Here is a 25936-nt window from a genome sequence, read left to right on the forward strand (position 1 = left end):
CTGTCCGCCTCCTGACTGAAGTTGGGTTGCCGGGTATCCCGGTCGTTCATGTTCGTTCGGCGCGTCCGGGCGCCGGGCCTTTTTCCTACGGTGCCGCGCATCCTCGAGGACGCGCCGGGTCACCGTGGCACTTCATTGCCGCGTATCCTGATCTTGCATCAGCCAAGGAAACACGCGGACTGCAGATTGACCGGGCCGGATCGCTCCGCCCCGGTCAGAAGTCTTGCGATCAGCCCTTGAGGACTTCGACGAGCGTCTTGCCGAGACGAGCCGGCGAAGGCGACACGCGGATGCCTGCCTGCTCCATCGCTGCAATCTTGGATTCCGCATCGCCCTTGCCGCCGGAAACGACAGCGCCGGCGTGACCCATGGTGCGGCCCTTCGGCGCGGTACGGCCAGCGATGAAGCCGGCCATCGGCTTCTTGCGGCCCTTCTTCGCTTCGTCGATGAGGAACTGTGCAGCATCCTCTTCGGCCGAGCCGCCGATTTCGCCGATCATGATGATCGAGGTCGTGGCTTCGTCGGCCAGGAACATCTCGAGCACGTCGATGAACTCGGTGCCCTTGACCGGGTCGCCGCCGATGCCGACAGCCGTCGTCTGGCCGAGGCCCTCGTTGGAGGTCTGGAACACGGCTTCATAGGTGAGCGTGCCGGAGCGCGAGACGATACCGACCGAACCCTTGCGGAAGATCGAGCCCGGCATGATGCCGATCTTGCATTCTTCCGGCGTCAGGATACCGGGGCAGTTCGGGCCGAGCAGGCGCGACTTGGAGCGGTCGAGGCGAGCCTTGACGCGCACCATGTCGGCAACCGGGATGCCTTCGGTGATGCAGGTGATGAACGGGATTTCCGCATCGATCGCCTCGATGATCGCGTCCGCGGCACCTGCCGGCGGAACGTAGATCACGGATGCGTCCGCACCGGTCTTTTCACGGCCTTCGGCAACCGAGGCGAAGATCGGCAGGGTTTCGCCCTTGGAACCGGTCCAGGTTTCGCCGCCCTTTTTCGGGTGAATGCCGCCGACCATCTGCGTGCCGTAATAGGCAAGCGCCTGTTCGGTATGGAAGGTGCCGGTCTTGCCGGTCAGGCCCTGAACGAGGACCTTGGTGTTCTTGTTAACGAGAATCGACATGAGGTGGTCCTTCAGTTAGCCGTTGATCGCGGCGACGATCTTCTTGGCAGCATCGTCCAGATCGTCGGCGGCGGTGATCGCCAGGCCGGATTCGTTCAGGATCTTCTTGCCAAGCTCGACATTCGTGCCTTCGAGACGAACGACCAGCGGAACCTTGAGGCCGACTTCCTGCACGGCCGCGACGACGCCTTCAGCGATGACATCGCACTTCATGATGCCGCCGAAGATGTTGACGAGGATGCCCTCGACCTTCGGGTCGGCCGTGATGATCTTGAAGGCTGCCGCAACCTTCTCCTTGCCGGCGCCGCCGCCGACGTCGCAGAAGTTCGCCGGCTCCTTGCCGTAGAGCTTGATGATGTCCATCGTCGCCATGGCGAGGCCGGCGCCGTTGACCATGCAGCCGATGTTGCCGTCGAGCGCGACATAGGCGAGATCCCACTTCGAGGCCTCGATTTCCTTGGCGTCTTCTTCGGTTTCGTCGCGCAGCGCCTTGATGTCGTCATGGCGGAACAGCGCGTTGCCGTCGAACGAGACCTTGGCGTCGAGAACGCGCATGCGGCCGTTCTTCATGACGATCAGCGGGTTGATCTCGAGCAGGCTCATGTCCTTCTCGACAAAGGCCTTATAAAGGATCGGGAAGAGCTTTTCGGCGTCAGCCTTGGCTTCACCTTCGAGCTTCAGGGCAGCCGTGAGCTTGGCGAGATCAGCGGCGGTGACGCCGGCTTCCGGGTTGATCGCGACGTTGACGATCTTTTCCGGCGTGTCGTGCGCAACAGCCTCGATGTCCATGCCGCCTTCCGTCGAAACGACGAAGGCAACCTGGCCGACCGAGCGGTCGACGAGCAGCGACAGATAGAGTTCGCGTTCGATGTCGGCGCCGTCCTCGATGTAGAGGCGGTTCACCTGCTTGCCGGCGGGGCCGGTCTGGGCGGTGACGAGCGTGTTGCCGAGCATTTCCTTGGCATGAGCCTTGGCTTCGTCGATCGAGAAGGCAAGACGAACGCCGCCCTTGGCGTCGGCGGACAGTTCCTTGAACTTGCCCTTGCCGCGGCCGCCGGCATGGATCTGGCTCTTGACCACGTAGAGCGGGCCCGGGAGCGACTTTGCAGCGGCTTCAGCTTCGTCAGCCGAGAAGATCGCGACACCTTCCGCGACCGGTGCGCCGTAGCTCTTCAGGAGAGCCTTGGCCTGGTATTCATGAATGTTCATGGTGTTTTTCCTGTCTGGAGCATTGTGCGGGCAGGTGGGGCACCTACCCGCACCAATGCGGCAAAAACAAAGAGGCCGAGCGGCGACGGAGCGTCCGCTCAGCGGGACGCGATTACTGCTTCAGGCTCGGCGCAATGCCAATGCAGGCTTCGCAAAGACCGGCGACCGAAGCGACGGACTTGTCGAACGCTTCCTTCTCGGCCTTGTTGAGATCGATCTCGATGATGCGCTCGACGCCGCCGGCGCCGATGACGGTCGGTACGCCGACATACATGTCCTTGACGCCGTACTGGCCGGTCAGGTGCGCAGCGCAAGGCAGAACGCGCTTCTTGTCCTTGAGGTAGGCCTCAGCCATTTCGATCGCCGAAGCGGCCGGTGCGTAGTAGGCCGAACCGGTCTTGAGCAGACCGACAATTTCGGCGCCGCCGTCACGGGTGCGCTGGATGATTTCTTCCAGGCGCTCCTTGGTGACCCAGCCCATCTGCACGAGGTCGGTGAGCGGAATGCCGGCAACCGTCGAGTAACGGGCGAGCGGCACCATGGTGTCGCCGTGGCCGCCGAGAACGAAGGCGGTGACGTCCTGGACCGAAACGTTGAATTCCTGGGAGAGGAACAGGCGGAAGCGCGAGCTATCGAGAACGCCGGCCATGCCGACGACCTTGTTCTTCGGCAGGCCCGAGAACTTCTGCAGCGCCCACACCATGGCGTCGAGCGGGTTGGTGATGCAGATGACGAAGGCGTTCGGGGCATACTTCTTGATGCCGGCGCCGACCTGTTCCATGACCTTGAGGTTGATGCCGAGCAGGTCGTCGCGGCTCATGCCCGGCTTGCGGGCAACGCCGGCGGTGACGATGCAGACGTCGGCGCCTTCGATGGCGGAGTAGTCGCTGGCACCCGTCAGGTTCACGTCGAAGCCTTCGACCGGGGAGGACTGACCGATGTCGAGACCCTTGCCCTGCGGAATGCCGTCGGCGATGTCGAAGAGGACGATGTCGCCCAGTTCCTTCAGGCCGGCGAGATGTGCCAGCGTACCACCAATCATCCCTGAACCGATAAGTGCGATCTTGTTGCGCGCCATGAAAGTGCTTCCTTTGTGATCCCAAATCTGATCGAGGCCTGGAACGCGGCAAACGCCAAACCTTCGCCGCAAGCCATTAAACGGCAAACGTTAAAATATCAATCGATACTTTTTGGTGAAGTAATTTCAATCGGTTAGATCATAAAATTCTTACGTAAACGTAAGAGTTTTCGCCACGATCACGTCACGAAACAGCAATATTGGCGGGGTGCGAGGCGGCATATTCCTCGCTTTGCATCTCGATCAGCCGCGAAACCGTGCGATCGAACTCGAAGCCCTCCGTGCCCTTCTTCTGGGTCAGCAGATCCTGCGGCTGCGCCGCGGCCGAGGCAAAGAGCCGGGCACCGTTGTCGTAGAGCGTGTCGACCAGGAGGATGAACCGCTTGGTCTCGTTGCGCATGTGCGGACCGAGATGCGGCACATGGTCGACGAAGATCGTCGAATAGCGCTCGAGGATCGCCAGATAGTCCGCAGCCCCAAGCGGTTGCTGGCAGAGGTCGGCAAATTTGAAGCGGGCACTCTTGCCGGACGCAGCCGGCACGGGGATCTTGCGCCCCTTGCGCGGCACTTCCGTCGGGACAGCGGCCTCGTTACGGGTTTCCTGGGCCCAAGCGAGCGCCATCGCCGCATCCGCCTCGGGCCCGAGCGGCGAGAGCCACACCGGACTGCCATCGGTCTTCGTCAGCCGGTAATCGGTGTCCGTATCCAGCGAGATGACCTCGGCATTCGCCTTCAGGAGATCGATGAAGGGCAGGAACAAGCCGCGGTTGAGGCCGTCGCGATAGAGATCGTCGGGCGCGACGTTCGAGGTCGCGACCAGCACGCAGCCCTTGGCGAAGAGTTCGCCGAACAGGCGGCCGAGGATCATCGCATCGGCGATATCGGTCACGGTGAATTCGTCGAAGCAGAGCAGCCGCGCTTCACCGAAGAGCTCGGAGGCGACGGGCGGGATCGGGTCGGCCTGCTTGGTCTCGCCGTTCTTCAGCTTCTGCCGGTGCTTGTAGATGCGCTCGTGCACATCGGCCATGAACTCGTGGAAATGCGCCCGGCGCTTGCGCTGGATCGGCACCGCGTCGAAGAACATGTCCATCAGCATGGTCTTGCCGCGCCCGACGCCCCCGTGGATGTAGAGACCCTTGACCGGCGGATGGTCCTTCTTGCGCGAGGCAAACAGCCAGCCGAGCGCATTGGTCTTGCGCGACGGACGGCTGGCGAGCAGCTCGGCCGAGAGATGATCGAACCGCCGGGCGATCGTAAACTGCGCGGGGTCACGCTTGCGCTCGCCGCAGGCGACGAGCGCTTCGAGCTTGCGGTAAATGCTGTCGTCAGGATTGAGCACGTCTCACCCGAGATGGGACGGAAAACAAAAGCCCGGCACGAGACCGGGCTGGAGAGGCGTCAGCGGCTGAGGCTGACCGGCTGACCGCCATTGGTCGAGCCGTCGAAACGGGCGTCGGCCGTCTTGTAGAGGCGAGCGATGGCATTGCCGTTGCGGTCCTTGAGGACCACCTGCTTGCCGGCCACTTCCCAGGAGCCCATGGTCGTCAGTTCGCCGGCGCAGCCGCGGGTGCCGCCGCGCGAGCCGGAGCCGAGATTGGTGAGCGTCAGGAACATGTCGCAGGAGCTGCCGGCACTCGAAACACGCCAGTTGCCGACCATCGATTCCTTGGTGACGTCAAGTCCGCCGCCCGCCGCCGCAGCGACCTGCGTGCCGGGCTGTTGAACCGTACCGGGCATCGCCGTGCCGCTCGTCGGTGCAGCCGGGAATTGTGAGGTGTTTCCGGTCGGCGCCGGAAGCTGGTTCGACGAAACCGACGGAACCGGTGCTGCCTGGATGGGAGCGGGCGAGGCGTCCTGGGAGCTGAAACCGCCCATCGACGTCCGTTGGCATCCGGTCAGCGCAAGCACAACCGCCAGCCCCGCCGCCGCATGAATTACCCGCATATCCCTACTCCTGTTCGTGTCCGCGAACCATGATGCAACGCGATAATATAGGCCGAAATACAGCAAATCCACCTGACAAATCAAGGGACGACGATTCCTGGCGACCTGTTGCAGGATTGAAACGTCCGAACGGCCGGATCGGGCGGCCACGGCCTCGCCAGGTATCCTCGCCTCCGACCGGCAACCCGCCTCTCCCGCACCGGCACAATCACGAATTGTCCGCCGTCCTGGAGAGGGGCAAAGCAGAAAACGGCGAGCCATGGCCCGCCGTTTCCAAAAGCTCATCTCCGGTCCGACCGATTAGACGCGGCGCTCGACCAGCATCTTCTTGATCTCGCCGATCGCCTTGGCCGGGTTCAGGCCCTTCGGACAGGCCTGGGCGCAGTTCATGATCGTGTGGCAACGATAGAGGCGGAAGGGATCCTCGAGGTTGTCGAGGCGCTCACCGGTCGCTTCGTCGCGGCTATCGATCAGCCAGCGATAGGCCTGCAGCAGAACCGCCGGACCGAGGTAGCGGTCGCCGTTCCACCAATAGCTCGGACAGGAGGTCGAGCAGCAGGCGCACAGAATGCACTCGTAGAGGCCGTCGAGCTTGAGGCGGTCCTCGTGGCTCTGCTTCCATTCCTTGGCCGGAGTCGGCGATACCGTCTTCAGCCAGGGCTCGATCGAGCGGTGCTGGGCGTAGAAGTTGGTGAGGTCGGGAACCAGGTCCTTCACAACCGGCATGTGCGGCAGCGGATAGACCTTCACCGCGCCCTTCACCTCGTCCATGCCCTTGGTGCAGGCGAGCGTGTTGGTGCCGTCGATGTTCATGGCGCAGGAGCCGCAGATGCCTTCGCGGCAGGAGCGGCGCAGCGTTAGCGTCGGGTCGATCTTGTTCTTGATGTAGAGCAGACCGTCGAGCACCATCGGGCCGCAATCGTCGACATCGATATAGAAGGTATCGATGCGCGGATTGGCTCCGTCATCCGGGTTCCAGCGGTAGATACGGTATTCGCGGACATTGGTCGCGCCGGCAGGCTTCGGCCAGACCTTGCCTTCCGTCATCTGCGAGTTCTTGGGGAGAGCGAGTTCAACCATGTGGCTTGTTCCTCAAGATCAATAGACGCGGGCCTTCGGCTCGATCTTCTTGGGATCGATGCCGTCGGCGATCAGGTCGGTATGGACGGGGCGGTAGTCGAGCTTGACGTCGCCGGCCTCGTTGACCCAGGCGAGCGTGTGCTTGCGCCAGTTGACGTCGTCGCGGCCGCCGAGCGGACCCTCCGTGAAGTCCTCGCGGGCGTGCGAACCACGGCTCTCCTTGCGCGCTTCGGCGCCGTAGATCGTCGTGATGGCGTTGGCCATGAGGTTTTCGAGTTCCAGCGTCTCGACGAGGTCGGAGTTCCAGATCATCGAGCGGTCGGTGACCTTGATGTCGGGCAGTTCCTTCCAGATCGCCGAGATGCGCTTGCAGCCCGATTCCAGCGATTCCTGGGTGCGGAACACGGCCGCGTCTTCCTGCATGGCGCGCTGCATCTTCTCGCGCAGCACCGCCGTCGGCGTCGAGCCATTGGCATTCCGCAGGCGGTCGAAGCGGTCCATGATCCGGTCGCAGGCGGCCTTGTTGAGTTCCGGCACGGCCTCGTCGCGGTCGATGACCTGGCCGGCGCGGATGGCGGCGGCACGGCCGAAGACCACGAGGTCGATCAGCGAGTTGGAGCCGAGGCGGTTGGCACCGTGCACCGAGGCGCAGCCGGCTTCGCCGACGGCCATCAGGCCGGGCGCGATGCGCTCCGGGTTCTGGGCGTCGGCGTTGAGCACCTCGCCCCAGTAGTTGGTCGGCACGCCGCCCATGTTGTAGTGCACCGTCGGCAGAACCGGGATCGGCTCGCGCGTCACGTCGACGCCGGCAAAGATCTTCGCCGATTCCGAAATACCCGGCAGGCGCTCGTGCAGGACGGCCGGATCGAGGTGATCCAGGTGCAGGAAGATGTGGTCCTTGTTCTTGCCGACGCCGCGGCCTTCACGGATTTCCATCGTCATGCAGCGCGAGACGACGTCACGCGAGGCAAGGTCCTTGGCGGACGGCGCATAGCGCTCCATGAAGCGCTCGCCTTCGGAGTTGACGAGATAGCCGCCTTCGCCGCGTGCGCCTTCGGTGATCAGGCAGCCCGCGCCGTAAATACCGGTCGGGTGGAACTGGACGAACTCCATGTCCTGCAGCGGCAGGCCGGCACGAGCGATCATGCCGCCGCCGTCGCCGGTGCAGGTGTGCGCCGAAGTGGCCGAGAAGTAGGCGCGGCCGTAACCGCCGGTCGCCAGCACCACCATCTTGGCGGAGAAGCGATGGATCGTGCCGTCGTCGAGGTTCCAGGCGACGACACCCGTGCAGCGGCCGTCATCCGACATGATCAGGTCCAGCGCGAAATACTCGATGAAGAACTCGGCGTTGTTGCGCAGGGACTGACCATAGAGCGTGTGCAGGATGGCGTGGCCGGTACGGTCCGCGGCAGCGCAGGTGCGCTGTACCGGCGGGCCTTCGCCGTAGTTCTGCATGTGGCCGCCGAACGGCCGCTGGTAGATCTTGCCTTCGGCGTTACGCGAGAACGGCACGCCATAGTGCTCGAGCTCATAGACCGCCTTCGGCGCTTCCATGGCGAGATACTGCATGGCGTCGACGTCGCCGAGCCAGTCGGAACCCTTGACGGTGTCGTAGAGGTGCCACTGCCAGCTGTCCGGCGTCATGTTCTGCAGCGAGGCGGCAATACCGCCTTGGGCGGCAACCGTGTGCGAGCGGGTCGGGAAGACCTTGGTGATGCAGGCGGTCTTCAGACCCTGCTCGGCCATGCCGAGGGTCGCGCGCAAGCCCGCGCCGCCGGCGCCGACGACGACGACGTCGAAGGCGTGATCGACATATTGATAGGCCTTGCCGTTTGCAGCGGGTGAACTGTTCGATGCCATGGCGAAATTACCCTGCAAAAGCGATCTTCAGGATGGCGAAGAGACAGAGCCCGCCAACCGCGATCGTGAAAAATGTATTGAGCATGAGAAGCACGATCTTCATGCCTTCGCCATGCACGTAGTCTTCGATGATCACCTGCATGCCGAGCCGCATGTGAACGAGACCCGAGAGCACGACGAGCGCCATGACGACGGCGACGAAGGGGTTCGCCAGCGCGGCAAGGACATCCGCGTAAGGGGCGCCTGCGTAGCGAACGAGGAAGATGACGAAGAAGATCAACAGCGGAACGTTGGCGACGGCTGTCAGGCGCTGGCGCCAGAAATGATCCGTGCCTTCCTTGGCCGAGCCAAGACCGCGAACCTTGCCGAGAGGAGTGCGCATATCCATGAGTATTCTCCCCTCAGTCAGCGAACGAGATAGCCGACCACCCAGATCAGCAGCGTCAGCGCCACCGAACCGATGATCGTTGCCTTGGCCATCTTGGTGGCGAAGTGCTTCTCGTAGCCGTAGCCGAGATCCCAGGCGAAGTGGCGCAAGCCACCGAGCATGTGGTGCACCAATGCCCAGGTATAGCCGAACAGCACCAGCTTGCCGATCAGCGTACCGAACAGCCAGCTGACCCAGTCGTAATAGGCAGCGCCCGACGCGGCGGCGATCAGCCACCAGGCAACGAGGATAGTCCCGAAGTAGAGCGCGCCACCTGTGATGCGGTGCACAATGGACATCACCATTGTCGGGATAGGTTTATAGATTTGAAGATGCGGCGAGAGTGGCCGGCTTCTTGTGACATTCGTCATCGGAACCTCACGGAATGCCCGGATTTCCGCCCAAAAAACTGGACGATTTTAGTCCGGTATCGCACCTGATTGTGCGCAATTCAGTCATTCGGACCTTTAATCACCATAAAGCTTAACGACAAGTGTGTTTGCGGTGCAAAATCAATTTAATCGATTAGACGAATTGCGCCATTTTCCTGCCAGCCGGAGACATGGGCGCGCGTTAACGATAGCGACAAAAAGCCAAGCAATTCCGTGACTTTCCCGCCGATGTGGCCCAGAGTGCTCTTAACGATTTGTTAAGCGTCACCCGGAGGGCGGGCAGAATGATTCTGTTCAGGGCAATCCATGCGACCAAAGTGCTAGCGATTGCCGGCCTGGTCATCGCCACCAGCTGCATTCCGATGGAAGCCCGAGACCGGGGCGGACTGCCGGAGGTGCAGACGCGAACGCGCCATGTCAGGCTGAACGCCGATCGTCCCTATCCTCGTCACGATTTCGACCGCACCGGTTATCGCAACGACCGGGACCGCCATCGCGGACCGCGCAGCGACTGGGCGTCCAACGGTGGGCCGCCGGAACTGAACACGCGCACCCGGCACGTTCGCCTGCCGCGCTACCGCCCCTACCCCGGCGCTTACGCGGGACGGTCGGAGCAGCGTGGCGGAGGCGGATGGGTGCGCGACGGAGCCGGCCGCGACTACTGGACGTCCGACGCCCGCAGGCACGACGGTCGCCCTGGCATCTATGACGTGCCGCCGCAGGTCTCGACCCGCACCCGCCATGTCCCCTTGCCGCAATATCGGGCCTATCCGGAGCGTTGGGGCAATGGCGGCGGATGGATGCGCGATCAGGCCGGACGGGAGATCTGGACATCGAACAACCAGGGCCGCGATTATCGCCCGAACTATTATGGCGGAGACGAATATCCGGACGTCATTCCTGGTATCGGCACCTATGTCGGCGGCATTTCGGCCTATGTCGACGTCGGCAACGGCATCTATTTCAGCCAGGAAGGCGACTACGGCTATGCGGATGAGGCAGACTTTGCGCCTCAGCCCGAGGCGAGACGCGGCAAGATCATCGACGTCACGCCACAGACGATGAACAGCTCCTGCACCTACGAACACGGCGTCTGCGTCATCCGCCGGTAGTCGCGACGACAGGCCCCGTCAGGCTGGCAGGTCAACGGCTTCGATGATCGGGTGTATCGTCGGAGATGCGGGCACGATTAATCGTGTGCGGCTGTGCCGAAGCGCCAGACGGTGGTGCGCTTGACCTCGCTGTCCTCCAGCGCTCGGGTGACGGGAACCTCGTACGTGGCAAGCGTCGTCATCATTTCGCGCGGACAGTAGGAACGTCCGGGATCGCCGACGATCACGGAGGCGCCGCCTGCGGCAAGTCCCGAGAACCAGGGTTTCAACCGGTCGGCAAATGCCTTGTCGTAGAAGACGTCTCCGGCGAGATAGACTTCGGCTTCAAGGTCGCGGCCGGTGATATCGTCGCCGGTATAGGAAAGCGTGACGTCGTTGAGTGCGGCATTGAGCCGGACGGCCGTTTCCGCCCAGGGGTCGATATCGGCGGCGAGCACCGATGCTGCGCCCGCCTTCATCGCCGCGATCGCCACCAGCCCCGAACCGGAGGCAAAGTCGACCACACGGCGGCCGCGCACGACCTCGGGATGATCGAGGATGTAGCGGGCGAGCCCCTGCCCGCCGGCCCAGGCAAAGGCCCAGAACGGCGGCGGCAGGCCGATCTCCTGCAACTCTTCCTCGGTCTTCAGCCAGAGTTCATGCGCTTCCGTCGCCAGGTGCAGGCGGATCTCCGGCACATGCGGCGGCGTGAGCACATCGGTGTTTTCGAGGATGAAGCTTTCCGGATCGGTCTTCACGAAACTCTCCGCGCCTGCCCGAGCGTCCCGGACAGGCGGAAAACAGGACTAGCGCGGCGGATTGTCGAGCCCGCCCATGCGGCAGACCTCGATCCACTCGTCCTCGGTCACCGGCTGCACCGACAGGCGCATGGAGGTGACGAGCGACATCTTGGCGAGCTTCGGATTGTCCTTGATCTCCTTCAGCGTCACCGGCCGCGGCATGTCCATCACGGCGCGGATATCGACGCAGTCCCAGCGGGCGTCGCCCTCGGCGGTCGAATCCGGATGCGACAGCGCGCAGACCTCGGAGATGCCGACGATCTCCAGCCCCTCATTCGAGTGGTAGAAGAAGCCTTTGTCGCCGATCTGCATCGCCCGCATGTTGTTGCGCGCCTGATAGTTGCGCACGCCAGTCCATTCGGTACCCTTGGCGCCCGCATCCTTCTGCATCTGCCAGGACCACTTGAACGGTTCGGATTTGTAGAGCCAATGCGCCATCTTGGTCTCAAGCCTCCGGATTGTTGAAGACCCAGTTGAAGGCCTTGATCTCGACATTGGAAAAGAGCCCGGCCTTGGCATAGGGATCGGCTTCGGCGATCGCCCGCGCCTCGTCGATCGTCTCGGCCTTGACAAGCACCAGGCTGCCGGTCGGCTTGCCGTCGTCGCCGAGGAAGGGGCCGGCCATTTTCAGGATACCCTTGGCATTCAGATCGTTGAGATAGGCGACGTGATCGGGACGCGTGTCGAGCCGAAGCTGCAGCGCGCCCGGCTTGTCGGTGCAATGAAGTGCGAAGAGCATGCTTCCTCCTAGAGTTTTCGTTGGCGCGGGTGCGGGCGGAAGACCGCCGCTCCCTTCATTCCTGGGTGATCGGGCGGGTCATCAACTGTTCGAGCGCGGTGCGGACATCGAGCTTGCCGTCGATGATCGCCGCCACCGCTTCGGTGATCGGCATTTCGACGCCAAGATCATGGGCGACGCGGGCGGCGACCGATGCGGCGAATGCGCCTTCGACCAGTTCGCCCTTGCGTCCGCTGGCCCGGCCATCCTTGCCGAGCGCAATGCCGAAACGCAGGTTGCGCGACTGATGGCTGGTCGCCGTCAACACGAGATCGCCAAGGCCGGAGAGACCACGCACCGTATCGGCCTCGCCGCCCTCGGCAGCAATGAAGCGCGACATCTCGGCAAGGCCACGCGAAATCAGCGCCGCACGAGCGCTATCGCCAAGGCCCGCGCCCTCGACGATGCCACAGGCGATCGCCAGCACGTTTTTGAGCGCGCCGCCGAGCTGCACGCCGATGCGATCCTCCGAGGGGTAGAGTCGGAATGTCGGGCCCGAGAGCACCTCGGCCAGCATCGTCGCGGTCGCAGCATCGGCCGCTGCGATCACCATGGCGGTCGGCAGTCCTTTGGCGATATCGGCGGCAAAACCGGGCCCCGAGAGCACGCCGATCGAACGGCCGGGTAATTCCTCCGCCAGAACGTCTGTCAGCAAGCGGCCGGTCGCCTGCTCCATGCCCTTGGCACAGGTGACGATCGTGGCTGCAGCGTTGATCTGAGGGCCATACTGCCGTGCCGCATCCCGGTGTGCCTGCGACGGCATGACGAAGAGCACGACTTCGGCGTCCGCGAGCACGGAGACATCGGCCGTATGCTTCAGCGCCGCCGGCAGATCGATACCCGGCAGCGCATCCTCATTGCGGCCGGTGTCGCGGCAGGCTTCGGCAATCTCCGGACGACGGGCCAGCAGCGTCACGTTGCTGCCTTCAGCCGAGGCGGCAACCGCGGCGAGCGCGGTGCCAAAGGCGCCAGCGCCGACCACGACGATCTTCGGCCCGTTCTTGGAAATGTCGTTCATGCTCTATCCGTATGCTCTAAATCTTGTCACGCCTTGGCGCCGCGTTTGCCGGAACCGAGCAGCGCCTGCGCCTGGGCGTCGAGCGGCCAGCGCGAGCGCGGCGCGACATCAAGGCCGTCGGCTGCCATGCCTGCCGCCAGCCGTTCGGCACCGGCCCAGGCGATCATCGCCGCATTGTCGGTGCAGAGAGAAAGCGGCGGCGCGATGAACTCGAAGCCGTTCTTGCCACAGAGTTCCTGCAGTGTCGCCCGCAGCACCTGGTTGGCGGCAACGCCGCCGGCCACCACCAGTGCCGGGTGCGCAACACCGCCATGTTCCGCCTTGAAGCGCTTCAGGCCGCGACCGACGCGATCCTTGAGCGTGCGCGAGATCGCCCGCTGGAAGGAGGCGCAGATATCGGCGATGTCCTGCTCCGTGACCGGCTCCAGCGATTGCGCCGCCTGGCGCACTGCCGTCTTCAATCCCGAGAAGGAGAAGTCGAGCCTGGCATCGCCAACGAGCGGGCGCGGAAAATCGAAACGCTGCGGATCGCCCGCAAGCGCTGCCCGCTCCACCGCCGGACCACCCGGGTAGGGAAGGCCGAGCAGCTTGGCCGTCTTGTCGAAGGCCTCGCCGAGTGCATCGTCGATCGTCGTGCCCCAGCGTTCGTAGTCGCCGACACCTTTGACGAGGATCAGCTGCGTATGGCCGCCGGAGACGAGCAGCATCAGATAGGGGAAGGAGAGCCCATCGGTCAGCCGCGCCGTCAGCGCATGGCCCTCGAGATGGTTGACGGCATAGAGCGGCTTGCCGGTTGCCCGCGCGATTGCCTTGCCGGTCATCAGCCCGACGATCAGGCCGCCGATCAGACCGGGACCACTTGTCGCAGCAATGGCGTCGATATCGGAAAGGGTAACGCCGGCCCTGAGCAGCGCTTCCTCGATCAGCGTATCGAGCGCCTCCACATGGGCGCGCGCCGCGATCTCCGGAACCACGCCGCCATAGGCGCTGTGCTCTTCCAGCTGGCTTAAGACCACGTCGCCGAGGATATGGCCCTTGCCGTCGGAATCGCGCAAAATGACGGAAGCGGCGGTTTCGTCGCAGCTTGTTTCTATGCCGAGGATGCGCAGGGGCGGAGACATCAGGGTTTACTCAAAGATTGCGGTCGCACCGAAAGGTGGGTACACGGAACTCCGGTAACAATGGATAGCCTTTGATGCAAACGAAACCTTTCCGGATCGGCACGCGCGGCAGCCCGCTGGCGCTCGCTCAAGCCCATGAAACGCGCGATCGCCTCGCTGCGGCGCATGGTCTTTCGCCGGAAATGTTCGAGGTCGTCATCCTCTCGACCAAGGGCGACCGGATCACCGACCGCTCGCTCGCCGAGATCGGCGGCAAGGGTCTGTTCACCGAAGAGATCGAGCAGCAATTGCTGTCGGGCGAACTCGATTTCGCCGTGCATTCGTCCAAGGACATGCCGACGAAACTGCCTGACGGGCTCTGTCTTTCCGCCTTCCTGCCGCGTGAGGACATTCGCGATGCCTTCATCGGCGGGACGGCAAAAAAACTGATGGAGCTGCCTCAGGGCGTGACCGTCGGCTCCTCGTCGCTGCGACGGCAGGCGCTGATCCGCCGGCTGCGTCCGGATATCAATGTCATCACCTATCGCGGCCAGGTGGAGACGCGGCTGCGGAAACTCGCAGAGGGCCAGGTCGACGCGACGTTGCTTGCCTATGCGGGCCTCAAGCGGCTCGGCATGACCGACGTTCCGACCGAACTGCTCGACCCCGAGCAATTCCCGCCGGCTCCGGCGCAAGGCGCGATCTGCATCGAGAGCCGCATCGGCGACAGCCGCATCAACGACCTGCTCGCAGCCATCGACGATGCCCGCACCCATGAGGCCGTCGCCTGCGAGCGTGGCTTCCTTGCGACGCTCGACGGCTCCTGCCGCACGCCGATCGCCGGCCTCGCCACCTCGGACGGCAGCCACCTGAGCTTCTCCGGCATGATCCTCACGCCGGACGGACAGACCCATCATCGCGTCACCATCGAGGGCAAGGCCACCGACGCCGAAGCGCTTGGGCAAAAGGCGGGCGAAGAGATCCGCACCAAGGCCGGCCCCGGCTTCTTTGCAAGCTGGACCTAAAGCCATGCGCGTGCTCGTCACCCGGCCGCTTCCGGCCGCCGAGGCGACGGTACGCCGGCTGGAGGCCGCCGGCCACCAGCCGATCCTGCTGCCCTTGATGCAGGCAACCCATCTTGCTGCCACCGCCATCACCGCGCTTGCAGCGCCGCATGCGGCGATCATACTCACCAGCGCCGAAGCCGTCCGGGTGCTCGTCTCGTCCGGCGCAGACCTGTCACAACATCTGGCGACCCCGTGCTTCTGCGTCGGCGCTGCGACGGCGCAGGCGGCAGCCGGGCTCGGTTTCACCGATCTGCGCATAGCGGAGGGAACCGGCCAGTCCCTGGCGGAACTGATCGGCGCGACCATCGACACGCTGCCACCGCTTCCCCTGCTCTACCTGGCAGGAACGCCGCGCTCCGAAGGGCTGGAAATGGGCCTGAGGCAAGACGGCATCGAGCACCGGACGGTCGAGTGCTACCGGATGGAGCCGATCGCCCATCCGCGCGCCGCGATCGAAGATCTGCGGCGAAGCAACCGTCCTGACACCGTGCTTTTATACTCGCGGGAGACCGCGCGACAGTTCGTTCGCCTGCTTTGCGAAGCCGGTGTCGATGCCGCTTCCTTTGCGCCGCGCTACCTCTGCCTCAGCCCCGTGGTGGCCGAGGCGCTGCCGGGTAACGTCGTGGCGGAGACTGCCGCAAAGCCCGATGAAGACAGCCTTTTCAGTCTTCTCTAACATCGAATTCATCCAAAAACGGAATGGAGGGGCTTTCCCTCACCGTTCCGGCTGACTAGGTTTGAAGGAAGAGCCGACAGGCACCAACGGTAAGAGGTCACCATGGTATCGGAAAACCCGCCGCGCCGCTCGAAGTCCGAGAAGGAACCGCTGACGATCGACCTCGAAGCGGAGAAAACCGTTGCGGAACCGGCCGGCCCGGAAGCAACCGGCGAGACGCTGGCAGACACTGCGACCGAAAGCGCATCGAACAAGACCGAGACGGATGAACCGGTAACGGACAGCAGCGACAACAGCGCCGCCGGATCCCGCCTGGACGAAGAAATCGAGGAGCAGCGCGCCGATGCTGCCGCCGACGCGGCTGCGGCCGCCTTTGCCGAAGAGCCGCCGCACGTCGTGACGCGTGACCCGGAACCGACGCCACGGCCTAAACCGGTCTCCAATTCTGGAGCGCTTGCCGCCGGCATCGTCGGCGGTCTCGTGACGCTGCTTGGCTTTGGCGGCCTGCAATATGCCGGCATCGTCCCCGGGCTCGGGCCGACCCGCGGCGTCGAGCAGAACATTTCCGGCGAGCTGCAGGCCCTGCGCGACCAGATCGCGGCGCTGCCCACGCCCGCAGCCGTCGTCGACAACACCGCGCTCGAAGGTCGTATCGCCGCGCTCGAGCAGTCCGCCTCCCAGCCGACCACAAACGGCGCACCCAGCGCCGCGGTCGAGACGCTGAAGGCGGAGGTCGATAATCTCACCAAGGAACTCGCCGGCCTGAAGACGGCGCTCGCCGACGCGCAGCAGGCAGCAACCGCCGAGAAGGCGGAACTGACGAGCCGCATCGAGACCGCCGAGCAGAAGCTCAACGAGCCGGTCAACGATATCCAGATGGCGAAGGCCGTTGCGGTCACCGCACTGAAGTCGGCGATCGATCGCGGCGGGCCCTTCCTCGCCGAACTCGACGCGCTGCGCAGCATCGCGCCGGACGAACAGGCCGTCGCGGCGCTCGCCCAGGATGCCCAGGTCGGCGTGCCGACCCGCACGGATCTGCGCCGCGAATTCCCGAAAACCGCCGACTCCATGCTCGACGCTCTCAACCAGCCCGATCCGAACGAGGGCATCTTCGACCGGCTAGTGTCCAGCGCCATGTCCGGCATCCGCGTGCGTCCCGTCGGCAGCGTCGAGGGCGAAACGCCCGAAGCCGTCATCGCCCGGATCGAGGACAAGCTGAACAATGGCGATCTCAAGGGCGCCGCTTTGGAATGGGATGGGCTGCCGGACGCGGCCAAGCCTGTGGGCGAGGCCTACAAGGCCAAGCTCGACCAGCGTCTGCGGGTCGAAGCCGCGATCGATGCCGCCGTCGCTGCGACGATGGCTAAACCAGGCACGGAAGGCTGAGGGAACCAGATATGATCCGCATTCTGATTTTCATCCTGATCGTGCTTGGTCTCGGCCTCGGCTTCGCCTGGCTCGCCGACCGGCCGGGTGAACTCTCGGTCGTCTGGCAGGGCCAGCTGATCGAGATGAGCCTGATGCGCGCCGCATCGCTGCTGATCTCGCTGATTGCCGCGGTGCTGATCGTCGTCTGGCTGGTGCGCACCATCTGGCTCTCGCCGCACACGGTCACCCGCTATTTCCGAGCCCGCAAGCGCGACCGCGGCTACCAGGCACTATCGACCGGCCTGATCGCCGCCGGCGCCGGTGACGCCAATCTTGCCCGCAAGATGACTGCCCGCACCCGCGGCCTGATCAGCGCCGACCAGGAACCGCTGATCCACCTGCTCGAAGCCCAGACCGCGCTGATCGAAGGCAAGTACGACGATGCCCGCCGCAAGTTCGAGCTGATGGCCGACGATCCGGAGACGCGTGAACTCGGACTTCGCGGCCTCTATCTCGAGGCCAAGCGGCTCGGCGCCCATGAGGCCGCCCGGCAATATGCCGAGCGGGCCGCCGAAAAGTCGCCGCACCTGCCCTGGGCAGCCCTTGCGACCCTCGACAGCCAGAGCCAGGCGGGACAGTGGGACGATGCGTTGCGCCTGCTCGACCAGAGCCGTATCGCCCATGTGGTCGACCGCAAGGAAGCCGACCGCAAGAAGGCCGTCCTTTTGACTGCCCGGGCGATCAGCAAGCTCGACGGCGATGTCAAGGCGGCGCGCGACGACGCGCTTGCCGCGCTGAAGCTCGACGAACATCTGGTGCCGGCGGCGCTGACGGCCGCCAAGGCGCTGTTTCGCGAGGACAACCTGCGCAAGGGCACCGCGATCCTCGAAAAGAACTGGAAGCACGAGCCGCATCCGGACGTGGCACGGCTCTACGTGCGCGCCCGCGGCGGCGACACTGCCGTCGACCGGTTGAAACGGGCACGCAAGCTCGAAGCCTTGAAGCCCAACAATGCCGTGGCGATGGCCGCCGTCGCCGAGGCAGCACACGAAGCGCGCGAGCTGCTTCTGGCCCGCACCAAGGCGGAAGCCGCCGCCCGGCTCGACCCGACCGAGAGCATCTTCCTGTTGCTTGCCGACATCGAAGAGGCCGACACCGGCGACGAGGGGCGCATCCGTCACTGGATGGCGCAGGCGCTGAAGAGCCCGCGCGATCCCGCCTGGACCGCCGATGGCGTGACCTCGCCGACCTGGCTGCCCGTCTCGCCGGTCAGTGGCCGTCTCGACGCCTTCGAATGGAAGGCGCCACCGCATACGCTTTCGGCCACGGTCGACCACGACCAGTCGAACGCCGACGAGGCGATCCGCAGCCTGCCCGCCGTGGTGGAGGCGCATGTGCACGAGCCCGCACCCGCAGCCCGGCGCAGCGAGGCACCCGTGATCCTGGAGGCCGAGCGCGAGGAGCCGCGTCCGATCAAGGTCGCCGAGCGCAAGGCGCCGGAGCCGATCGCCGACAAGCCTCCGGTCAAGGCGGAAAAGGAAGAGGGTGCGAATGGCGAGCACAGGCCCGATCCCTTCTTCGGCCGCCCGCCGGATGACCCCGGCGTGCGCGATCCGGCCGCTGGCGAGAAGGCGCCGGAAAAGACGACTTTCCGATTGTTCTGAGTTCTCAAGGGGCTGTGGCAAAATACATGTTTGAACGCTTACGGACGTTTCTCGATGGCCTGACCGGCCCGGCGAAGCGCATAGAGCATGGCGATCCGCGCGTGGCGGTCATCGCTCTCTGTTTCCAGGTGATGGAGGCCGACGGCCGGATCCTCGCGTCCGAACGGCGCAAGATGCGCAAGGTCATCAAGGAGCACTACAAGCTCGACGATGCCTCGCTCTCCGCCTTGATCGAAGCCGGCGAGACTGCCGAGAGCGAGGCGATCGACTTCTATCAATTCACCGCCGAGCTCAAGCGCCACCTCTCCGAGGAGCAACGCGTCGAACTCGTCGGCATGCTCTGGGACGTTGTCTATGCCGATGGCGAGCGCAGCGAGATGGAAGATCACGTGATCTGGCGTATTGCCGATCTGCTCGGGGTCTCCGGTCGCGACCGGGTGCTGCAGCGCCAGGAGGCGGCAGCCAGAAGCGACACGGTCGAGAAAGCCGAGTCACAACAGGATAACTGAAATGCCGATGCCCGACGACAGCGCCCGAAAGCCCGTCCTGATCATCCTGCATCAGGAGCGATCGAGCGCCGGCCGCGTCGGCCAGATACTCGAACAGAAGGGTTTCAGGCTCGACATCCGTCGCCCGGCGCTTGGCGACGATCTGCCGGAAACGCTGGAACGGCATAGCGGCACGATCGTGTTCGGCGGTCCGATGAGCGCCAATGACGAGGAAGAGTTCGTCCGCCGTGAGATCGACTGGCTTTCCGTGCCGCTCAAGGAAAACAAGCCCTATCTCGGCATCTGCCTCGGCGCGCAGATGCTGGCGCGCAACCTCGGCGGATCCGTGGCGCCGCATCACGAGGGCATGACCGAAATCGGCTGGTATCCGCTGGTTGCGACCGAAGCCGGAAAGGCGCTGATGGACTGGCCGGCCATGGTCTACCATTTCCATCGCGAAGGCTTCGACCTGCCCTCCGGCGCCGAACTGCTCGCAACCGGCGACACCTATCCCAACCAGGCCTTCCGCTATGGCGACAATGCCTGGGGCATCCAGTTCCACGGCGAGCTTACCCGCGCCATGATGCATCGCTGGGTGGTGCACGGCGCGCACCGCTTCGAGATGCCCGGCGCCCAGGTGGGCAAGGCCCATCTCGACGGCCGCATGCAGCACGACGGGCCGCTGCGCACCTGGATGGAAAACTTCCTGGAATTGATCTTCCTAAGCAATGAACGAAGGGCGCAAAGCGCGTAACGCGCCCCCCCCCCGCCCCACCGTCTACTTGTGGTGATCAGGCACGTCGAGCGTGTCGATCTTGCGCAGTTGCGGGAAGCCGAGCGCCCAAAGCCCTGAGACGAGCAGCGTGCCCATGCCGCCGAAGACGACGGCAAAGACCCCGCCGAAACCGGACGCCATCATGCCGGCGCGGAACTCACCCAGTTCGTTCGACGCGCCGATGAAGACCATATTGACGGCGTTGACCCGGCCGCGCAGCTCGTCCGGCGTCCAGAGCGTGATCAGCGTCTCGCGCACATAGACCGAGACCATGTCGGCAGCGCCCATCACGACAAGCGCTCCGATCGAGATCCAGGGCGTTGCCGAAAGACCGAAGACGACCGTGCCGAGACCGAACAGCGCTACCCCTAAGAACATGTAAAAGCCGGCGCGGTGACGGATCGGATGGGCGGCAAGCCAGACGGCCATGGCGACGGCGCCGATACCAGGGGCAGCACGCAGGAGACCGAGCCCCCAGGGGCCGAGGTCGAGGATATCGCGGGCAAAGACCGGCATCAGCGCCACAGCGCCGCCGAGCAGCACCGCAAAGAGGTCGAGCGATATGGCGCCGAGCACCACCTTCTCCGCCTTGATGTAGCGAAAGCCTGCCGTGATCGTCTGCCAGCTTTGCGCCGAGGGCGCGGTGCGCGTTGCCGGCTTCGGAATGGCAAAGACCATGAATGCGGAGGCGAGGAAGAAGCAGAAGCCGATCGCATAGGGATAGACCGCGCCCAGCGCATAGATCAGGCCGCCCGCCACGGGGCCGACGATCATCGCGGTCTGCCAGGAGGTGGAGTTCCAGGCGATCGCATTGGGTAGGTCCTCGGGCGGCACGAGATTGGGCGCCAGCGATTGCGACGCCGGCGCGAGGAACGCGCGCTCGATGCCGAAGACCACGAGAACCGCATAGACCGGCCAGGGCGAAAACAGCCCGGTGACCGTGAGCGCGAGCAGCGCCGCCGCGCAAAGCGTGCTGACGACCATGCAGACACCCATGATCATGCGCCGGTTGTAGCGGTCCGCCACGGATCCGGTGACGAGGATCAACACCAGCGACGGCAAAAACTGGAAGAGACCGATCAGGCCGAGATCGAAAGGATCGCGCGTCAGATCATAGATCTGCCACCCGACGGCGACAGAGATGATCTGGATCGCGAAGTAAGCGAGGAAGCGGGAAAAGAAATAGCGGCGATAGCCGACATGCCGAAAGGCGGCAAAACGATGCGAGGCATGAACGGCGGACATGGGGAGACGCTCCTAAAGCACGTCGCGCGAGAGTGTGTAGCGGCTTTGCGAGAACGACATGCGACAACTCAGAACCTAAAGCGCAAGCGGCGGGTCCGAAAGATCACACCGCGCTTTACTGACACCGACTGTCGAACGGCCTCATGTTAAACATGATCGCGCCCGATAAACCGGCGTACTTGCCCGTTTAGGTCTCAATGTCTACATGTCTGTCAATAACGATTTGGAGACCGGCATGCTTGCTGTCATCGGCACTTTGAACTTCATCATCAACATCGCGTGGTTTCTGGTCATCGCGTCGGCCATCTTTTCCTGGCTCTACGCGTTCAACGTCATCAACGTGAACAACCAGGCGATCAACATGATCGGCCGCTCGCTCTACCAGCTGACCGAGCCGCTCTATCGCCCGATCCGCCGCGTGCTTCCCGACATGGGCGGCGTTGACCTGTCGCCGCTGGTCGTGCTGGTGATCCTCTATTTCATCCAGCTCTTCCTCAACACCACGATCGCGCCGGCCCTGCTTGGCTAACCATGGTCAGCAAGGCCCTCACCGCGCACGGCGATCACATTCGCCTGACGGTGCGCCTGACGCCGAATGGCGGCCGCGATGCCATTGATGGCGTGGAAGCGGCTGCCGACGGAGACGAACACCTGAAGGTTCGCGTCAGCGCGGTTCCGGAGAAGGGCAAGGCCAACCAGGCCCTGCTTGCCTTTCTCGCCAAGAAGCTCGGGCTCGCCAAGAGCAAGCTCTCCCTCATCTCAGGCGAAACACAGCGCAAAAAAATCCTCCGGATCGAGGGCGACCCGGAGGATTTGATAAGGCGTCTTGCCGAACTGTCCGGCAGGTAAGGCTTACTTGGCGCCCTTGGCGCGCTCAACCGCTTCCGCGATCAGCTGCTTGGCGACGGAAGCGTCCTTCCAGCCGAAGATCTTCACCCACTTGCCGGGCTCCAGATCCTTGTAGTGCTCGAAGAAGTGCTCGATCTGCTTCAGCGTGATTTCGGGCAGGTCGGTGTATTCATGCACCTTGTCGTAGCGCTGGGTCAGATGAGCCGACGGAACGGCGATGATCTTTTCGTCCTTGCCGGAGTTGTCTTCCATCATCATCACGCCGATCGGGCGGACGTTGATGACGCAGCCGGGAACCAGCGGACGGGTGTTGCAGATCAGAACGTCGATCGGGTCGCCATCGTCCGAGAGCGTGTGCGGCACGAAGCCGTAGTTGCCCGGATAGGTCATCGGCGTGTAGAGGAAGCGGTCGACAACCAGCGTGCCGGCTTCCTTGTCCATCTCGTACTTGATCGGATGGCCGCCGACGGGAACTTCAACGATCACGTTGACATCTTCTGGTGGATTCTTTCCGATGGAAATCGCGTCGATGCGCATGGATCTACTCCAGGGTCGGTTTGAGAAGTTTGCCCGTCGGATAAAGGGAAACATGCCGCGATGCAACATAACTTTCGTCCGTAGCGCAGATTCAACCGTTCGTTTCGCGCCCGTCGATCGACCGCCAAGGGTCTGCCAATCGCGTTTGAGGGAGTTTCGTATGAACGGAAGGGTTGCATGCCTGGCGCTGGTGCTTTTGTCCGCCGGCCCCGTCTTGGCCAATGAGAGCGTCTATACCGACTTAAGCCGCGACACGTGCAAGACGATCGCCGAAGAAGAGGGCATGTACGCGCTGATGACCTGCCCCGGTCATGCGGACTACCCCGTTCGCTTCAAGGAGGCCGACATCCGCCAGAGCGTCTCGTTCGGTCACCTGAACCAACGCTATGCCGACGATGCTTTCGAGAGTTTCATTCCGTTCAACCACGCCGGCACGACCGTGGAGTGGCGGATTGCCAAGGATGGCAAGGCCGTCGCGACGATCCTGCGCTGGTTCATCGAGAACACCGACGCGTCCGGCGCTTCGGTTCCCGCACTTCAAGGGCAGGTGCTCGTCATCTCCAAGGTGGCCGAGAAGGATGACGGCAAGGGCTGCGTCGCCGCCTATGTCGATGCGCTTGCCAATCCCGATCCGAATGCGCTCGCCCGCAAGATCGCCGACGAGGTGGCACCGACCTTCCGCTGCGGCATCGACAAGCCCGCCTATCACGGCACGCGGGGCGACAAGGCGGCCGCCCCCAACAACCAATTGCCTGAATAAGTCTTTGATTTCAGTGTTGCGAAGGCATCGCGCCTAGTTCCAGGCGAAGCCGACCTTCTTCAGGTGTTTGTCGCCGAAATCTTCCATGCCTTCGGCGATGTCGGTACCGCCGGCACCCTGGAAGAACTGGTAGGCATGCTCACTGTCCTCGAGGCACCAGACGACGAGGCCACGGCAGCCGAGCGAACGCAGCAGGCTCTTGGCCTCGCCGAAGAGGATACGCCCGAGGCCGATGCCCTGGTATTCCGGCCGAAGGTAGATCTCGTAGATCTCGCCTTCCTGCGGCAGCGCCTTGGCGCGGCTGAGGCCGAGCGTTGCATAGCCGGCGATGGTTCCGGCCACGTCAACGACGAGCAGCGTCGCAGGCCCACGGGTCGCCTTGCGCCACCAAGTCTCGTCGCGGCGATTGACCATCTGAACGAGCGGACGATGGGGGATGAGACCACCATAGGTCTGCAGCCACGAAACGCGGTGCACATCGGCAATTGCCGACGCTTCCTGCGGCTCCCCGGGCCGAATCTCTATCGAAACAGTCTTCATGACTCGCGACTCTAAACACACACAAGGCGAACAGGAATCCCGCCCGGTTGCCGGCCTGCGTTAACCCACAGGCAACTTTAACGGCACCCAATGGAAGGTTAACGCCTTTTTAACTTTATCCGCAAGTCGCCCATCGGTGGCACACACAGCAAAAAACCCCGGATCGCTCCGGGGTTTTCTGAAAGTCATGGGATCGATCAGGATCGATCAGGCAGCGCCGGCCGTGCGGGCCTTTTCGAAGCGCTTGCGATCGTTCGGGTCGAGATGCAACTTGCGCAGGCGGATCGACTTCGGCGTCACTTCGACAAGCTCGTCGTCCTGGATCCAGGAGAGCGCGCGCTCGAGCGTCATGCGGATCGGCGGCGTCAGGCGAACAGCTTCGTCCTTGCCGGCGGCGCGCATGTTGGTGAGCTTCTTGCCCTTGAGAACGTTCACTTCGAGGTCGTTGTCGCGGGTGTGGATGCCGATGATCATGCCGGCATAGACCTTCTCGCCGGCGTCGATGATCATCGGGCCGCGGTCTTCCAGGTTGAACATCGCGTAGGCAACCGATTCACCGGCGTCATTCGACAAGAGAACGCCGTTGACGCGACCACCGATCTCACCCTTGTAGGGCTGATAGGCGTGGAACAGGCGGTTCATGATCGCCGTGCCGCGGGTGTCGGTCAGAAGTTCCGACTGGTAGCCGATGAGGCCGCGGGTCGGAGCGAAGAACACCAGGCGAACGCGATTGCCGCCCGAAGGACGCAGTTCGACCATCTCGGCCTTGCGCTCGGACATCTTCTGAACGACGACGCCCGAATGCTCTTCGTCGACGTCGATGACCACTTCTTCGATCGGCTCGAGCAGCTGGCCGTTGTCATCCTTGTGCATGACCACGCGCGGACGCGAAACGGCAAGTTCGAAGCCTTCGCGGCGCATGGTTTCGATCAGAACCGCAAGCTGCAGTTCGCCGCGGCCCGATACGAAGAAGGAGTCCTTTTCCGAGGATTCTTCGATCTTCAGCGCAACGTTGCCTTCGGCTTCCTTGAACAGGCGATCGCGGATGACGCGGCTCGTGACCTTGTCGCCTTCGGTGCCGGCAAGCGGCGAGTCGTTGACGATGAAGGACATGGTGACGGTCGGCGGGTCGATCGGCTGGGCGGTCAGCGCTTCGGCAACACTCGGGTCGCAGAAGGTGTCGGCGACGGTGCCCTTGGTAAGGCCGGCGATCGCGACGATGTCGCCTGCCTGCGCTTCTTCGATCGGCTGGCGCTCGATGCCGCGGAAGGCGAGGATCTTCGAGATACGGCCGCTTTCGAGCAGCTTGCCATCCTGGCCGAGCACCTTGACGGCCTGGTTCGGCTTGACCGAGCCCGAGTGAACGCGGCCGGTGATGATACGGCCGAGGAAGGGGTTGGCCTCAAGGATCGTGCCGATCATGCGGAACGGGCCTTCGGCAACCGTCGGCTCCGGCACGTGCTTGAGCACCAGGTCGAGCAACGGCGCCATGCCCTGGTCCTTCGGACCTTCCGGGTTGACGTTCATCCAGCCATCGCGGCCCGAACCGTAGAGGATCGGGAAGTCGAGCTGCTCGTCGGAAGCGTCGAGGTTGGCGAAGAGGTCGAAGACTTCGTTGATGACTTCTTCGTGGCGACCATCCGGGCGGTCGATCTTGTTGATGGCGACGATCGGCTTCAGACCGACCTTCAAGGCCTTGCCGACGACGAACTTCGTCTGCGGCATCGGGCCTTCGGAAGCGTCGACGAGAACGATGGCGCCATCCACCATCGACAGGATGCGCTCGACTTCACCGCCGAAGTCGGCGTGGCCGGGGGTGTCGACGATGTTGATGCGCGTTCCCTTCCACTCGACCGAGGTCGCCTTGGCGAGAATGGTGATGCCGCGTTCTTTTTCGATGTCGTTGGAGTCCATGACGCGTTCGGCAACGCGCTGGTTTTCGCGGAACGAGCCCGACTGCTTCAGGAGCTCGTCAACAAGGGTCGTTTTCCCATGGTCGACGTGCGCGATAATCGCGATGTTACGAATGCTCATTTTTCGTCTCGGAAGGTTCAGGGC

At 63.7% G+C, this 25936-nt stretch carries 28 protein-coding genes; 10 read left to right on the forward strand and 18 right to left on the reverse strand.

The features are described from left to right. Positions 1 to 229: 229 nt before the first annotated feature. From sucD to sdhC, 9 genes are all read right to left on the reverse strand, one after another. Positions 230 to 1132 (reverse strand): succinate--CoA ligase subunit alpha, encoded by a 903-nt coding sequence (gene sucD / locus IB267_RS29345; protein WP_058321727.1) that lies wholly within the window; start codon positions 1130 to 1132, stop codon positions 230 to 232. Positions 1133 to 1147: 15 nt separating this feature from the next. Continuing rightward, positions 1148 to 2341, reverse strand: coding sequence for an ADP-forming succinate--CoA ligase subunit beta (sucC, locus tag IB267_RS29350; RefSeq protein WP_060521401.1), 1194 nt, complete (start codon positions 2339 to 2341; stop codon positions 1148 to 1150). Positions 2342 to 2453: 112 nt separating this feature from the next. After that, complete coding sequence (gene mdh / locus IB267_RS29355) at positions 2454 to 3419, reverse strand: malate dehydrogenase (protein ID WP_034802565.1); 966 nt, start codon at positions 3417 to 3419, stop codon at positions 2454 to 2456. Positions 3420 to 3603: 184 nt separating this feature from the next. Next, a complete protein-coding gene (gene zapE, locus IB267_RS29360; protein ID WP_192450974.1) occupies positions 3604 to 4758 on the reverse strand; it encodes a cell division protein ZapE in 1155 nt (384 codons plus the stop codon). Between the two features lie 59 nt (positions 4759 to 4817). After that, the gene (locus IB267_RS29365; RefSeq protein ID WP_043613967.1) at positions 4818 to 5363 is read right to left on the reverse strand and encodes a protease inhibitor Inh/omp19 family protein; all 546 of its coding nucleotides are present in this window, start codon (positions 5361 to 5363) and stop codon (positions 4818 to 4820) included. Positions 5364 to 5663: 300 nt separating this feature from the next. Continuing rightward, positions 5664 to 6443, reverse strand: coding sequence for a succinate dehydrogenase iron-sulfur subunit (locus tag IB267_RS29370; protein WP_034802573.1), 780 nt, complete (start codon positions 6441 to 6443; stop codon positions 5664 to 5666). A gap of 18 nt (positions 6444 to 6461) precedes the next feature. Then, a complete protein-coding gene (sdhA, locus tag IB267_RS29375; RefSeq protein WP_192450975.1) occupies positions 6462 to 8303 on the reverse strand; it encodes a succinate dehydrogenase flavoprotein subunit in 1842 nt (613 codons plus the stop codon). Positions 8304 to 8310: 7 nt separating this feature from the next. Then, positions 8311 to 8691, reverse strand: coding sequence for a succinate dehydrogenase, hydrophobic membrane anchor protein (gene sdhD / locus IB267_RS29380; protein ID WP_043613972.1), 381 nt, complete (start codon positions 8689 to 8691; stop codon positions 8311 to 8313). Between the two features lie 17 nt (positions 8692 to 8708). Further along, a complete protein-coding gene (gene sdhC / locus IB267_RS29385) occupies positions 8709 to 9101 on the reverse strand; it encodes a succinate dehydrogenase, cytochrome b556 subunit (RefSeq protein ID WP_034802580.1) in 393 nt (130 codons plus the stop codon). A gap of 305 nt (positions 9102 to 9406) precedes the next feature. Between sdhC and IB267_RS29390 the strand changes: the two genes are divergently transcribed. Further along, the gene (locus IB267_RS29390) at positions 9407 to 10234 is read left to right on the forward strand and encodes a hypothetical protein (RefSeq protein WP_192450976.1); all 828 of its coding nucleotides are present in this window, start codon (positions 9407 to 9409) and stop codon (positions 10232 to 10234) included. A gap of 77 nt (positions 10235 to 10311) precedes the next feature. Here IB267_RS29390 and IB267_RS29395 read toward each other — a convergent pair whose 3' ends face one another. The 5 genes from IB267_RS29395 to tsaD are packed head-to-tail and all read right to left on the reverse strand — an operon-like array spanning position 10312 to position 13930. Continuing rightward, positions 10312 to 10971, reverse strand: a complete 660-nt coding sequence (locus IB267_RS29395; protein ID WP_192450977.1) for a methyltransferase — start codon at positions 10969 to 10971, stop codon at positions 10312 to 10314. A gap of 48 nt (positions 10972 to 11019) precedes the next feature. Further along, entirely contained in the window at positions 11020 to 11451 is a 432-nt protein-coding gene (locus IB267_RS29400; protein WP_192450978.1) for an EVE domain-containing protein, read from the reverse strand. A gap of 7 nt (positions 11452 to 11458) precedes the next feature. Next, positions 11459 to 11752, reverse strand: a complete 294-nt coding sequence (locus IB267_RS29405; RefSeq protein ID WP_034802587.1) for a YciI-like protein — start codon at positions 11750 to 11752, stop codon at positions 11459 to 11461. Positions 11753 to 11807: 55 nt separating this feature from the next. Further along, entirely contained in the window at positions 11808 to 12809 is a 1002-nt protein-coding gene (locus tag IB267_RS29410; RefSeq protein ID WP_192450979.1) for an NAD(P)H-dependent glycerol-3-phosphate dehydrogenase, read from the reverse strand. Between the two features lie 26 nt (positions 12810 to 12835). Further along, positions 12836 to 13930, reverse strand: coding sequence for a tRNA (adenosine(37)-N6)-threonylcarbamoyltransferase complex transferase subunit TsaD (gene tsaD / locus IB267_RS29415; protein ID WP_192450980.1), 1095 nt, complete (start codon positions 13928 to 13930; stop codon positions 12836 to 12838). A gap of 74 nt (positions 13931 to 14004) precedes the next feature. Here tsaD and hemC point away from each other — a divergent pair, with 74 nt between their 5' ends. From hemC to IB267_RS29445, 6 genes are all read left to right on the forward strand, one after another. Continuing rightward, on the forward strand, positions 14005 to 14934 hold the full coding sequence (gene hemC, locus IB267_RS29420; protein WP_192450981.1) for a hydroxymethylbilane synthase: 930 nt from the start codon (positions 14005 to 14007) through the stop codon (positions 14932 to 14934). A gap of 4 nt (positions 14935 to 14938) precedes the next feature. After that, entirely contained in the window at positions 14939 to 15652 is a 714-nt protein-coding gene (locus IB267_RS29425) for a uroporphyrinogen-III synthase (protein ID WP_192450982.1), read from the forward strand. A gap of 102 nt (positions 15653 to 15754) precedes the next feature. Beyond that, a complete protein-coding gene (locus IB267_RS29430; RefSeq protein ID WP_192450983.1) occupies positions 15755 to 17038 on the forward strand; it encodes a COG4223 family protein in 1284 nt (427 codons plus the stop codon). An 11-nt stretch (positions 17039 to 17049) separates the two neighbouring features. Then, complete coding sequence (locus tag IB267_RS29435) at positions 17050 to 18684, forward strand: heme biosynthesis protein HemY (protein ID WP_192450984.1); 1635 nt, start codon at positions 17050 to 17052, stop codon at positions 18682 to 18684. A 26-nt stretch (positions 18685 to 18710) separates the two neighbouring features. Further along, positions 18711 to 19193 (forward strand): TerB family tellurite resistance protein, encoded by a 483-nt coding sequence (locus IB267_RS29440; protein ID WP_034802604.1) that lies wholly within the window; start codon positions 18711 to 18713, stop codon positions 19191 to 19193. A gap of 1 nt (position 19194) precedes the next feature. Continuing rightward, complete coding sequence (locus IB267_RS29445) at positions 19195 to 19926, forward strand: glutamine amidotransferase (RefSeq protein ID WP_371742661.1); 732 nt, start codon at positions 19195 to 19197, stop codon at positions 19924 to 19926. A 24-nt stretch (positions 19927 to 19950) separates the two neighbouring features. Here IB267_RS29445 and IB267_RS29450 read toward each other — a convergent pair whose 3' ends face one another. Beyond that, positions 19951 to 21192 (reverse strand): MFS transporter, encoded by a 1242-nt coding sequence (locus tag IB267_RS29450; protein ID WP_192450985.1) that lies wholly within the window; start codon positions 21190 to 21192, stop codon positions 19951 to 19953. 235 nt (positions 21193 to 21427) lie between these two features. Here IB267_RS29450 and IB267_RS29455 point away from each other — a divergent pair, with 235 nt between their 5' ends. Both IB267_RS29455 and IB267_RS29460 read left to right on the forward strand, forming a co-directional pair. Beyond that, positions 21428 to 21721 carry a YggT family protein gene (locus tag IB267_RS29455; RefSeq protein ID WP_139108271.1) on the forward strand — a complete coding sequence of 98 codons (294 nt, stop codon included), beginning with the start codon at positions 21428 to 21430 and terminating at the stop codon, positions 21719 to 21721. 2 nt (positions 21722 to 21723) lie between these two features. Next, a complete protein-coding gene (locus tag IB267_RS29460; RefSeq protein ID WP_192450986.1) occupies positions 21724 to 22041 on the forward strand; it encodes a DUF167 domain-containing protein in 318 nt (105 codons plus the stop codon). 3 nt (positions 22042 to 22044) lie between these two features. Here IB267_RS29460 and ppa read toward each other — a convergent pair whose 3' ends face one another. Then, the gene (gene ppa / locus IB267_RS29465) at positions 22045 to 22578 is read right to left on the reverse strand and encodes an inorganic diphosphatase (RefSeq protein WP_043619957.1); all 534 of its coding nucleotides are present in this window, start codon (positions 22576 to 22578) and stop codon (positions 22045 to 22047) included. 160 nt (positions 22579 to 22738) lie between these two features. Between ppa and IB267_RS29470 the strand changes: the two genes are divergently transcribed. Then, positions 22739 to 23338 (forward strand): hypothetical protein, encoded by a 600-nt coding sequence (locus IB267_RS29470; RefSeq protein WP_192450987.1) that lies wholly within the window; start codon positions 22739 to 22741, stop codon positions 23336 to 23338. A 33-nt stretch (positions 23339 to 23371) separates the two neighbouring features. Here the strand turns inward: IB267_RS29470 and IB267_RS29475 are convergent, their stop codons facing one another. Then, positions 23372 to 23878, reverse strand: coding sequence for a GNAT family N-acetyltransferase (locus IB267_RS29475; RefSeq protein ID WP_034802619.1), 507 nt, complete (start codon positions 23876 to 23878; stop codon positions 23372 to 23374). 207 nt (positions 23879 to 24085) lie between these two features. Further along, a complete protein-coding gene (typA, locus tag IB267_RS29480; RefSeq protein ID WP_192450988.1) occupies positions 24086 to 25912 on the reverse strand; it encodes a translational GTPase TypA in 1827 nt (608 codons plus the stop codon). Positions 25913 to 25936: the final 24 nt, after the last annotated feature.

Source organism: Ensifer sp. ENS09, from assembly GCF_014852425.1.
Lineage (GTDB): Bacteria > Pseudomonadota > Alphaproteobacteria > Rhizobiales > Rhizobiaceae > Ensifer.